Below are 11,327 nucleotides of genomic sequence, written 5' to 3'. Positions count from 1 at the left end.
TCGGCGAAGTTCCAAACTCCCAGGAAACCATTCAGATCAATATTGCTTCTGGGAGTTCTGGGAAACACGATCTTCCGGCGGCCCCTTGCCACCCTTGACTTCGACTAATTCTGAAGGGCCGACTAATTAAAACGCGGCGAATGACGCGTCAAGCCGCCAATTCCAGCTTCGCCGTCTTGCGCGCATCGCGCGAATGCACGCGCTTGCCCGCCGCATACGTCTCGAACACCGCGCGATCGTCGCCCAGCAGCGCAAATGCGAACAACAGTTCTTCGAGCGATTCCGTGCGCGCCATCCGACGCGAAAGCAGCGGCGTCGCGTTCGGATCGAGCACGACGAAATCCGCTTCGCTGCCCACGGCCAGCGTGCCAATCTTGTCGTCGAGTTCGAGCACTTGCGCGGCGCCCGTCGTCGCGAGCCAGAACATGCGCGTCGCCGTCAGATGATGCCCCGTCAGACGCGCGACCTTGTGCGCTTCGTTCATCGTCTGAAGCATGGAAAACGAGGTGCCGCCGCCGACGTCCGTCGCCAGCGCGACCGGCATGTTTGACGCGCCAGCTTTCTCGAAATCGAACAGGCCGCTGCCGAGGAACAGATTCGACGTCGGGCAATGCGATGCCACCGCACCCGTTTCCGCCATGCGCTGACGATCGGCGTCGTCGAGATAGATGCAATGGCCTTACACCGCGCGGCGACGCAGCAGGTTGTAGTGATCGTAGATGTCGAGATAGCTGCGATGCCCCGGAAACAGGCTCTCGACCCATTTGATCTCGTCGGTGTTTTCCGCGACGTGGCTCTGAATGAACACGTCCTGATGCTTCTGCGCGAGCACGCCGCATGCTTCGAGCTGCGCCTCGGTCGAGGTCGGTGCGAAACGCGGCGTCAGCGCGTAATGCTGACGGCCGCGTCCGTGCCAGCGCGCGATGAGTTCCTCGCTGTCGTCGTAGCCGGATTGCGCCGTGTCGCGCAAAAACTCGGGGCAATTGCGGTCCATCAGTACCTTGCCCGCGATCATGCGTGTGTTGCGCGCTTCGCTTTCGGTGAAGAACGCATCCGCCGATTGCTTGTGCACCGTGCAGTAGACGAGCGCGGTCGTCGTGCCGCACGCCAGCAGTTCGTCGATGAAAAAGCTCGCCGTTTCGCGCGAGATCTGCGGATTCTCGAAGCCGCGTTCGGTCGGAAACGTGTACGTGTTGAGCCACGGCAGCAGACCCGGCGCGGGCGACGCGATCATGTCCGTCTGCGGATAGTGAATGTGCGAGTCGATGAAACCCGGCACGATCAGCTTGTCGCGCATCGTGTGAACGGTCGCGTCGGGGCTGAGTTTGTCGCGGATCGACGCATACGCGCCCGCCGCGACCACTTTGCCGTCCTCGACGATCAGAAGGCCGTCGGCCTCATAGACCGCGCCGTCAGCAGCATGCGCGGGATCTTCCCGGAAGGTCAGCAATTGGGCGCGGTAGGCGGTCTGAGTCATGATGCAACGTCTCCGATTTCTAAGGTTTTACAACTGCGAAAGCAGCACTAAAGAGAAAGCCGCGATGATCCACATCGCCGGCTTGATTTCCTTCGCGCGACCCGTGCACGACTTCAGCACGACGAAGGCGAGAAAACCGTACGCGACGCCGTCCGTGATCGAATAGGTCATCGGAGTCAGGATCATCGCGAGGAAGGCGGGAATGGCTTCGTCGAAGCGATGCCATTCGATCTGCGTGATCGCTTCCATCATGAACACGCCGACCAGCACGAGCGCGGGCGCGGTGGCGATCGCCGGAACCAGCGAAAGAAGCGGCGACAGGAACAGGAACGGCAGAAAGCACAATCCGGCGACGACCGCGACCAGCCCCGTGCGCCCGCCCGCCGAAATGCCCGCGGCCGATTCGATATACGCGTTGGCCGGACTCGTGCCGAGCGGCGCGGACACGAGCGCGGAGAAGGCATCGACCATCATCGACTGGCGGATATTGCGCGGATTGCCGTTCTCGTCGTAGAGCTTGCCGGCCTCCGAAATCGCCATGAAGGTGGACAGCGCGTCGAAGAAGGACGTGAACAGCATCACGAAGATGAACGGCCAGTACGCCACTTTCAGCGCGCCCATCAGGTCGAGTTGCAGGATGCCGGAGAAGTCGGGCGTGGCGAACAGGCCGTTCCAGTTGACGAGCGTTTTCGTCGCGATGGCGGCGGGCCAGTACGCGGTGCCGTCGCCCCAGAATCGGCCGATCGGAATCGCGATGATCGTCGTGAACACGATGCCGATCATCAGCGCGCCGGTCACCTTGCGCGCGACGAGAATCGTCGTCACGGCAAGGCCGATCAGAAACGTGATCACGACCGGATTGAGCAACGCCGAATGCACGATCGTCACCGGATCGCCGACGACGAACTTCGCGTTCACCAGCCCGATCAGGCTGATAAACAGCCCGATGCCGCACGACACCGCATGCCGCAGATTCGCGGGAATCGCATCGACGACGAGCTTGCGCGCGTTGAAGATGGCCAGCACGGCGAAGATCACGCCCGCCCAGAACACGCAGCCGAGCGCGGTCTGCCACGGCATCTTGCCGCCGTGGACCATCACGAACGCGAACAGCGCGTTCATGCCCATGCCGGGCGCGACCAGCACCGGATTGCGCGCGTACAGACCCATCGCGCAACTGCCCAGAAAACTGACGATGACGGTCGCCGTCAGCGCCGCCGGAAAGGGCACGCCGGCTTGCGACAGAATGCCCGGATTGACGACGATGATGTACATCGCCGTGAGAAACGTCGTGATGCCCGCGACGACTTCGGTCTTGGTGCGCGAGCCCGCCGCGCGAATGCCGAAGAAGCGTTCGATGGCGGTGACGTCGCGCTGTGCGCTTGCTGTCGTATCCATCGTTACTGCTTCCAGTGCGTGTCGAGGCGCGCGATCATCGCGGCGCGTTCGTCGTCGGTGACGAACGAGGCTTCGAGGCTGTTGCGCAACAGCGTGTAGACCTCCCGATCGTCGAGCTTCAGGGCATCGACAATGGCGAAGTAATTCGCGTTGACATAGCCGCCGAAGTACGCGGGATCGTCGGAATTGATCATGACCGCGACGCCCTGATCGAGCAGATCTTTCAGCGTGTGCTTGGTCATGTCGTCGAACACGCAGAGCTTGAGATTCGACAGCGGGCACACGGTCAGTGCGATACGCGAATCGGCCAGACGCGCGACCAGCGCCGCGTCTTCGATGCTGCGCACGCCGTGATCGACGCGATCCACCTTCAGCAGATCGAGCGCTTCGTACACATACGACGGCGGACCTTCCTCGCCCGCATGCGCGACGAGCTTGAGGCCGCGCTCGCGCGCTTTCGCGAACACGCGCTCGAACTTCGACGGCGGATGCCCGCGCTCCGACGAATCCAGCCCGACACCGATCAGCCGATGCTTGTACTGATCGAACAGCGGCAGCGCGGCATCGAACGTGGCGAGCGCATCCTCTTCCGACAGATGGCGCAGGAAACACAGAATCAGCTTCGACGTGAGGCCGCGTTTCTCGCCGTCGGCGAGCGCGCGCTCGATGCCCGCCACGACCGTAGCGATCGACACGCCGCGTTCCTTATGCGTCTGCGGATCGAAGAAGATTTCCGTGTGCGTGACGTGATCGGCCAGCGCCTTTTCGACGTAGGCCATCGTCATGTCGTAGAAATCCTGCTCGTGCAGCAGCACGCTCGCGCCCGCGTAATAAATGTCGAGGAACGATTGCAGGTCGGTGAACGCGTAGGCGGCGCGCAGCGCGTCGATGGAGTCGTACGCGAGCTTCACGTTATTGCGTTTGGCCAATGCGAAGATCAACTCGGGCTCGAGCGAACCTTCGATATGGATATGCAGCTCCGCCTTCGGTGCGCGCGCAATCTTGTCGGCGAGTGTGGGATTCATGGGCTTTCTTCTGTTGGGGCTTACGTGTTCGTCCGTGGCTTCAGACGGTCTGTTGCGACGACGATGACGACGCGCGCGCGTGCGCGTTGAATTCGACCGCTTGCAGCAGTTGAGCTGCCGCTGCAACGGCGATGATCTCCGGCGATTTATCCACGATTCCGTCGATGCCGATCGGACACACCATCCGCTCGATCTTCGCCGGATCGATACCGCGCGCCGCGAGCCGATGCTCGAACTGCTTCTTCTTCGTGTACGAGCCGATCATGCCGAAGAACCCGAAATCGCCGCGCTTGAGGATGCATTCGGCGAGCGCGAGATCGACGGTGTGATCGTGCGTCATCACGACGAAGTAGCTGAAGGGCAGCGCGTTATCGACGGCTTCGTCGGGCGCGTCGGTAGGCTCGATGGTCACGTTGTCCGGCACGAACTGCGCGGCGGGGAAAGCGGCGTCGCGCGAATCGACCCAGGTCACATGGCAGGGCAGCGTGGCCAGCACGCGCACGAGCGCCGCGCCCACGTGTCCCGCACCGAACAGCACGACGTTGAAGTCGCGCGGCGCGATGGTTTCCGTCAGGAGCGCACCGCTTTCGGCAAAACCGGCGCCGTCCCAGAGCAGGCAGTCGGCATCGGTTGCGCCCGGTTCGGGATCGGAGAGCATCACGGCATCAGGCTTCGGCGCGAAGGACACGCTGCGCACGGTCGACAACCCTTGCGCGGTGCGTTTCGAAAGCGTCGTCACCCAGTTGAGGTCCGATACGTCGAGTCGTTCGAACGCCAGCACCACCACGCCGCCGCAGCACTGGCCGAGGCTCGGCCCGAGCGCGAAACGCTCGAGCTTGCGCGTGCGCGGGCTGCGCATGCCGTCCTTCAGCACGCGCCGGGCGGTTTCGATGGCCTTCCATTCCAGATGGCCGCCGCCGATGGTGTAGCGCGCATCTTCGCGCGTGACGATCATCTTCGTGCCCGGCTCGCGCGGCGCGGAGCCTTCGACACGCGCGACCGTCACGAGCACGGCGGCATCGCCGTGCGCGAGCAGGGTTTGCAGGTCGTTCAGCCAAACTTGCATCGAGAGAGCTCCAAAGTTGATCGCAGGTGCGCGTCTTGTCGTCGCAGTCGCTAGTTTACCGGGACGGCTATCTCGGATTTGGACGGCGAACGCATTCGATGCGGCAGGGATCGCTTCGGGGCTCGCTTCAGACGTGGCGAGGGGCGCGGCGTCGGCGTAAGGACGGGCGCGCCGGCGATCTCACGCGCGGCGTCGCGTCGAAGGAAGCGGATGGTTTGCGTTGTCATGACAAAATTCGACATTGCGGATCATCAGGCGCGCGTTACGCGGTTGCCGTTCACTTCATGGGTTGCTGGAGAATGCGTTCGAACCATCGGTTCGGACATTCGCTTCGGCTGCCTGAAAGCAAAACGGACTGCGCGCACGTAGATCGCCATCCAGACACGACCATAGCATCCCAATATCCCAAAAATATTATCGGGCTCGTATCAAGGTTATGCGGATGTGCTGATGCGCGAAAGAGGGAAGGGAAAGCCGACACGTGCGGACGGTCGGATCGCCCGCACGGTGAGGAAAGAAGGAAAACTTACCGAACGACCGAGCGCAGTTTGCGCTTGGTGCGCAGGCTCAGCATCACGAACACGAACATGATCGCGAAGGCGACCAGCGACCATTGCGGCAGCGACAGCCCGAGAATCGGCGGATAAGGCGTCTCGCACAGGCCCGCGACCTTGAACACCTGCGGCAGCCAGCGCGCGGGCGGCAACCCGTCGACGATCGGCTGCAGCGCGTCGAAGCCGCAACTGAAGCCCGGATTGGCCTGCACGTAGACATGACGCGCCGCCGTCGCCAGTCCGCCGAGCGCGGACAGCGCTACCAGCGTTTCCAGCAGCGCAATGCCGCGCCAATTGTTGAAGCCCGCGCCGAGAAACGCGAAGACCGCGATCAGCACGAAGAAATAGCGCTGGATGATGCACAGCGGGCATGGGTCTTCGTTATGAAAGAACTGCAGATAGAGCGCGCCGCCGACGAGTCCGAGCGACACGAACCCGAGCAGGGTCAAAAGCCGCCGTTCGCGGCGCAGGACGCGGTCGTCCTGGTGCATCGAGAATTGATGTAAAAACTTGTTCATTGGTCCGCAACGATTCGAGAAGGAAGTACCTGAGTTGCGCAGCATCGTGGTGGATTCTAGCGCGAACGGCCCGGAGGAAACATTTGCCGTTTGTCAGCGATCAACGCGTCGTTTCGAGCACCGCCTCGACTGCGCGTCCGATCGACAGCAGCGTGTCGTCGGCATGCGGCGCGCCGACCAGCATCAGGCCGACCGGCGCATCGCCGCGCGGATGGCACGGCAGCGACAGCGCGCAGGCATCGAGGAAATTGAAGGCGGTCGGATTGCGCAGAATCAGCGCGTTGGTGCGCAGGAACAGATCGTCGTCGCGCTCCAGTTCGGCGATGCGCGGCGGCAGCATCGGCGTGGTCGGGCAGAGGATCGCGTCGAAGCGCTGCCAGAGCGTGTGGCGCGCTTCGTCGATCATCGCGGCGCGGGCTTCGCACAAGTCGATGTAATCGGCGGCGGTCGCGGCTTCCGCGCGTGTGAGGCGCGACAGCACGCGCGGATCGTATTGCGCGCCGCGTTCGGCCACCAGCTTGCGATGCCACGCCCACGCCTCGATCGCGATCAGCGGAAAACGGCTCAGTTCCGGCAGACGATCGAGCGGCGCGAAGCGCACGTCCTCGACCAGCGCGCCCGCCGCGGCGAGATGATTGATCGCGGCGGCCACCGCCTGGGCGACGGGCGCTTCGACATCGTTCGTGACGAAATTGGTCAACACGCCCAGACGCACGCCTTCGAGCGGACGCGTGGCCGGCACGTCCGGCTCGCGGCCCGCCAGAATGCGGTCGACCAGCACGCAGCACGCGACGCTATTGCCGATCGGCCCGAACGAATCGAGTGTCTTGGAGAGCGGCACGCCGCCCTGTTTCGGAATGCGGCTCGCGGTCGGCTTGAAACCGGTGAGGCCGCACATCGCGGCGGGAATGCGGATGGAACCGCCCGTATCGGTGCCGAGCGCGATGGCCGCCATGCCGTCCGCGACCGATGCCGCCGCGCCCGACGACGATCCGCCCGCGATGCGCGCATCGCCCGGGACGTTCGCGTGATACGGCGAATGCGGCGTGCCGTAGTGCGGATTGAGGCCGAGCCCCGAATAGGCGAACTCGCTCATATTGGTGCGCCCGACGATGACCGCGCCCGCGCGCCGCAAACGCGCGACGGACACGGCATCGGAGGTGGCGGGCGGCGCGTCGGACAGCAGCTTCGAGCCCGCGCGGGTGATTTGTCCTTCGATATCGAACAGATCCTTCACCGACACAGGGATGCCCGCGAGCGGCGACAGTACGGTGCCCGCGCGACGCAGCGCGTCGTGGGCGTCGGCGGCAGCGCGGGCGTGGTCGGCATCGACATGCAGGAAGACGGTCGAGCCCTGGCCCGACGGGTCCGCGATCCGTTCCAGCGCCGTCTCGACCAGCGCGCGGCTGGTCGTGCGGCCGCTGCGGAGATCGGCGGCGAGTTGGGCAAGCGGGGCGAACTGCGGCGAATTGGTCGGCATGGCGTCGTGCAGTGGCGTGATGAGTTGCGAAACGCGCGACGCGAACGACCCGCGACACGCGTTTCGAAACGGCGGCTCGATGCGCGGCGGCGCGCGCAATCGGCATATGAACGAAGCGCGCCGGCCGTGCTCGACTCCGGCGCGCGAAGTGCCTGCCATTCTAAGCCAGCGCAATAGTAAATACTTGACCGACCTTGGTTCTATGCCGAACGGCCGAGGGAAACGTCCGCGTCAGATCGTGCGCGAAAAGCGCTGCAACGTGGCTTGTCCCAGATAACGATCGAACACCGATGCGACGTTGCGCACCAGCATGCGTCCGGCGGGCAGCACCGTGAGCCGCTCGCGCGTCAGATCGATGAGGCCGTCGCCGGCCATCGGCGCGAGGCGCGCGAGTTCGTCAGCGAAATGCGCGTGGAAGCCGATGCCGTGGGCCTGTTCGATATCGCCGAAGTCCAGCGCGCCACCGCACATGACGCGCATGATCACGTCGCGGCGAAGCAGGTCGTCGGCGGACAGCCGCACGCCGCGCGCGATCGCGAGTTGACCCGAATCGATCGACGCGGCGTAGGTGTCGAGGTCGCGCGCGTTCTGCGCGTAGACATCGCCGACCTTGCCGATCGACGATGCGCCTATGCCGATCAGATCGCAGTCCGCGTGCGTGCTGTAGCCCTGAAAGTTGCGTTGCAGCGTGCCCGCTTCGAGCGCGCGCGTCAGTTCGTCATCGGGGAGCGCGAAGTGGTCCATGCCGATGTAGACATAGCCCGCTTCGCTCATGCGCTCGATCACGCGTTCGAGGATCGCGAGCCGCACGGCGGGCGAAGGCAACGCGCTTTCGTCGATCTGCCGTTGCATCTTGAATAGCGCCGGCATATGCGCATAGCCGAACACCGACACGCGATCCGGCCGCATGTCGACGATTGCATCGAGCGTGCGCGTGAAGCTGTCGACACTCTGATGCGGCAAGCCGTAGATCAGATCCACGCTCACCGATTTGAAGCCGTGCGCGCGCGCCGCGTCCAGAACGGTTTCGGTCATGTCGCGCAGCTGAACGCGGTTGATGGCGCGCTGCACGCGTTCGTCGAAGTCCTGCACGCCGAGGCTCAGGCGATTGAAACCGAGTTCGCGCAGCAAGCCGATCGTCTGTGCCGATGCCTCGCGCGAATCGACTTCGATCGAATATTCGGCGCGCTCGTCGGGCACGAGCGCGAAGTGCTCGGCGGTCGCGGCCATCAGCTCGCGCATTTCGTCGTGCGAGAGAAACGTCGGCGTGCCGCCGCCCCAGTGAAGCTGCGTGACGGGGCGCGCGGTATCGAAGAGCGCGGCTTGCATCGCGAGTTCGCGCTTCATGCGATCGAGATACGGGCGCGCGTGCGCACGATTTTTTGTTGCGATCTTGTTGCAGCCGCAGTAGAAGCAGACCGTGTCGCAGAACGGAATGTGGACGTACAGCGATAAACCGGCGTGCGGATCGCCTTCCTGCGCCGCGCGATGGTAATGCGCGGGATCGAAGGCATCCGTGAACTGCACGGCGGTCGGATAGGACGTGTAGCGCGGACCGTTGGCGTTGTAGCGTTCGAGCAGATCCGGGCGGAAGAGGGTGGCGGCGAGAGTCATGGCGCGTCGAGACGGGGCGTGTAGGCCGAGTGTAGAGGCGTCGCGTGCCTGTTTATTGCGCAATATCGCCGCAGCGGTTTGACGAAACGCAAAGGCGCGCGTGGGACAATAGGCGTTTTCCGCTTGCGTCCGCGTTTTTTGAGATGGCTGTCGAACTTTCCTCGCCTCACGCCTGCCGCGAAGGCTGCGCCGCGTGCTGCATCGCGCCTTCCATTTCGAGCCCGATTCCCGGCATGCCCGACGGCAAGCGCGCGGGCGAGCGCTGCGTGCAACTCGACGACGATCTTCGCTGCAGGATTTTCGGCGATCCGCGCCGGCCGAAGTGTTGCAGTGGGTTGCAGCCGTCGCGGGAGATGTGCGGCGACACGCTGGAGTTTGCGCTGGAGTGGATCGCGAAGCTGGAAATACAGACGCAACCGCATTGACGTTTGCGGGTCCAATCGCGCAGACTGCGCCGCACCCTGTACCACAGCAAGCTCCCCGGAGGACCCGCATGACCCGCATTTCCGCGCCCATCGGGCGCCGGTTTTTTCTGAAAGCGACGAGCGTCGCGCTGTGCGCCTTGACCTTCGCTCCCGTCGCCCGCGCTGTTTCTACTTTCCCCTTCATTCCGGATCACTACACGTTTTCGCAGCAGCAGATTCAGGACGCCGTCGCGCGCAAGTTTCCGATTCAGCGCACGGCCTCGCAGATTTTCGATGTCGTGTTGAGTAATCCCGTGGTCGGCATGTCGCCGGATCGCAATCGCGTGACGGTGCATGTCGATGCGCAGCTCGCCACGCCGTTCATGCCGAATCCGGTCAACGGTGCGTTCACGCTGTCGACGCAACTTGGCTACGACGCGCAGAGCCGCTCGGTGATTCTCGTGTCGCCCTCCGTCGACGATTCGCAGTTCACGGGCGATGCCGCGCAATATAACCAGCAGATCGCCGCCGCCGGCGCGATGCTCGCCGCGCAGTTGCTCGACCGTTATCCGATCCACACCTTCAAGCCCGAAGAGCTCCAGTTCGCCGGTGTGTCTTACGAACCTGGTACAATCACTGTCCTTACAAACGGCATACGTGTTCAGATCGTCGAAAAGTAGTTCGAAATCTTCGCGCGTCGTGCTTCAAACCCATTGCCATAAAAGCGGCAAAACAGCGAAAAAAGGGCGGACGGATGGACTGGATCCTGATGGTAAAGGCGCTGATTCTGGGCGTCGTGGAAGGCTTGACCGAATTCTTGCCGGTCTCCAGCACGGGGCATCTTATCGTTGCGGGAAGTCTGCTGAACTTCACCGACGCGCAATCCAAGACGTTCGACGTGGTCATTCAATTCGGCGCGATTCTGGCGATCTGCTGGGAATATCGCGCGCGGATCATCAACGTGGTCGGCGGCCTGCCGACGCGGCCCGATGCGCGGCGCTTCGCCATCAACGTGATCATCGCGACGATTCCGGCCATCGTGCTGGCGTTGCTGCTCGAAAAGCAGATCAAGGCGGTGCTGTTTTCGCCGGTGCCGGTGTCGGTCGCGCTGATCGTCGGCGGCATCATTATTTTGTGGGCGGAAGGGCGTCAGCGCGATCGCCAGCATCCGCCGCGCGTGCATTCGATCGACGACCTCACGCCCGCCGATGCCTTGAAAGTCGGTCTCGCGCAATGCTTCGCGCTGATTCCGGGCACTTCGCGCTCGGGCTCGACGATCATCGGCGGCATGCTGTTCGGGCTGGATCGCCGCGTCGCCACGGAGTTTTCGTTCTTCCTCGCGATTCCGGTGATCTTCGGCGCGACGCTCTATGAAATGGCCAAGTACTGGCGCACGCTGTCCGTCAACGATATCGGGCTGTTCGCGATCGGTCTCGTGGCGGCCTTCGTCAGCGCGTTTATCTGCGTGCGCTGGTTGCTGCGCTACGTCGCGTCGCACGATTTCTCGGCGTTCGCGTGGTATCGCATCGGCTTCGGGCTGCTGATTCTGATCGTCGGCTATAGCGGCGGATTGAGCTGGGCGGACTGATCGTCCTCGAGCTTCGGCACATGTTGAAACGCCACGGTTTTTGCCGTGGCGTTTTTTATTGCCGGATGCCGCTTACTTAGTCTGGCCTGCAAAATTGAATTTGCCGGAATGGACCCGACGACGCAGTCTGGTGCAGACGTAAACGCACATCTCAGCCAGGTCTGCAGCGCACGAGTAGAGGTTGAGGCATGACGTTGAGCTGA

9 protein-coding genes and 1 pseudogene are annotated in these 11,327 nt (G+C 63.4%); 3 read left to right on the top strand and 7 right to left on the bottom strand.

All coding sequences use genetic code 11. The features are described 5' to 3' along the window. Window positions 1-148: 148 nt before the first annotated feature. From guaD to hemN, 7 genes and pseudogenes are all read right to left on the bottom strand, one after another. Window positions 149-1,477: pseudogene (guaD, locus tag BVER_RS23415) on the bottom strand (guanine deaminase). Between the two features lie 27 nt (window positions 1,478-1,504). Then, complete coding sequence (locus BVER_RS23410) at window positions 1,505-2,875, bottom strand: NCS2 family permease (protein ID WP_050455323.1); 1,371 nt, start codon at window positions 2,873-2,875, stop codon at window positions 1,505-1,507. A 2-nt stretch (window positions 2,876-2,877) separates the two neighbouring features. Then, a complete protein-coding gene (locus BVER_RS23405) occupies window positions 2,878-3,900 on the bottom strand; it encodes an adenosine deaminase (protein WP_050455322.1) in 1,023 nt (340 codons plus the stop codon). 40 nt (window positions 3,901-3,940) lie between these two features. Then, window positions 3,941-4,966 carry a xanthine dehydrogenase accessory protein XdhC gene (gene xdhC, locus BVER_RS23400; protein WP_050455321.1) on the bottom strand — a complete coding sequence of 342 codons (1,026 nt, stop codon included), beginning with the start codon at window positions 4,964-4,966 and terminating at the stop codon, window positions 3,941-3,943. A 526-nt stretch (window positions 4,967-5,492) separates the two neighbouring features. After that, entirely contained in the window at window positions 5,493-6,011 is a 519-nt protein-coding gene (locus tag BVER_RS23395; RefSeq protein ID WP_050455325.1) for a disulfide bond formation protein B, read from the bottom strand. 127 nt (window positions 6,012-6,138) lie between these two features. Then, complete coding sequence (locus tag BVER_RS23390; RefSeq protein ID WP_050455324.1) at window positions 6,139-7,518, bottom strand: amidase; 1,380 nt, start codon at window positions 7,516-7,518, stop codon at window positions 6,139-6,141. A gap of 231 nt (window positions 7,519-7,749) precedes the next feature. After that, window positions 7,750-9,132, bottom strand: a complete 1,383-nt coding sequence (hemN, locus tag BVER_RS23385) for an oxygen-independent coproporphyrinogen III oxidase (RefSeq protein ID WP_050455320.1) — start codon at window positions 9,130-9,132, stop codon at window positions 7,750-7,752. Window positions 9,133-9,275: 143 nt separating this feature from the next. On the opposite strand from hemN, the gene BVER_RS23380 reads away from it, so the two are divergent. The 3 genes from BVER_RS23380 (at window position 9,276) to BVER_RS23370 (ending at window position 11,124) form a co-directional block, all read left to right on the top strand. Then, a complete protein-coding gene (locus BVER_RS23380) occupies window positions 9,276-9,557 on the top strand; it encodes a YkgJ family cysteine cluster protein (RefSeq protein ID WP_050455319.1) in 282 nt (93 codons plus the stop codon). A gap of 68 nt (window positions 9,558-9,625) precedes the next feature. Beyond that, window positions 9,626-10,216 carry a DUF1439 domain-containing protein gene (locus tag BVER_RS23375; protein WP_050455318.1) on the top strand — a complete coding sequence of 197 codons (591 nt, stop codon included), beginning with the start codon at window positions 9,626-9,628 and terminating at the stop codon, window positions 10,214-10,216. 74 nt (window positions 10,217-10,290) lie between these two features. Beyond that, window positions 10,291-11,124: an undecaprenyl-diphosphate phosphatase gene (locus BVER_RS23370; RefSeq protein ID WP_050455317.1), complete on the top strand. Its 834-nt coding sequence runs from the start codon at window positions 10,291-10,293 to the stop codon at window positions 11,122-11,124. Window positions 11,125-11,327 lie beyond the last annotated feature (203 nt).

The organism is Candidatus Burkholderia verschuerenii (assembly GCF_001189365.1).
GTDB classification, from domain to species: Bacteria; Pseudomonadota; Gammaproteobacteria; order Burkholderiales; family Burkholderiaceae; genus Caballeronia; species Caballeronia verschuerenii.
Note: the sequence above shows the minus strand (reverse complement) of the source record. Positions and strands in the feature narration are given on the sequence as shown.

What these genes read in the sequence shown, in the direction of transcription:
- BVER_RS23410 (WP_050455323.1), bottom strand. Translation starts at nt 2,875, where the DNA reads ATGGATACGACAGCAAGCGCACAGCGCGACGTCACCGCCATCGAACGC.
- BVER_RS23405 (WP_050455322.1), bottom strand. Translation starts at nt 3,900, where the DNA reads ATGAATCCCACACTCGCCGACAAGATTGCGCGCGCACCGAAGGCGGAG.
- xdhC (WP_050455321.1), bottom strand. Translation starts at nt 4,966, where the DNA reads ATGCAAGTTTGGCTGAACGACCTGCAAACCCTGCTCGCGCACGGCGAT.
- BVER_RS23395 (WP_050455325.1), bottom strand. Translation starts at nt 6,011, where the DNA reads ATGCACCAGGACGACCGCGTCCTGCGCCGCGAACGGCGGCTTTTGACC.
- BVER_RS23390 (WP_050455324.1), bottom strand. Translation starts at nt 7,518, where the DNA reads ATGCCGACCAATTCGCCGCAGTTCGCCCCGCTTGCCCAACTCGCCGCC.
- hemN (WP_050455320.1), bottom strand. Translation starts at nt 9,132, where the DNA reads ATGACTCTCGCCGCCACCCTCTTCCGCCCGGATCTGCTCGAACGCTAC.
- BVER_RS23380 (WP_050455319.1), top strand. Translation starts at nt 9,276, where the DNA reads ATGGCTGTCGAACTTTCCTCGCCTCACGCCTGCCGCGAAGGCTGCGCC.
- BVER_RS23375 (WP_050455318.1), top strand. Translation starts at nt 9,626, where the DNA reads ATGACCCGCATTTCCGCGCCCATCGGGCGCCGGTTTTTTCTGAAAGCG.
- BVER_RS23370 (WP_050455317.1), top strand. Translation starts at nt 10,291, where the DNA reads ATGGACTGGATCCTGATGGTAAAGGCGCTGATTCTGGGCGTCGTGGAA.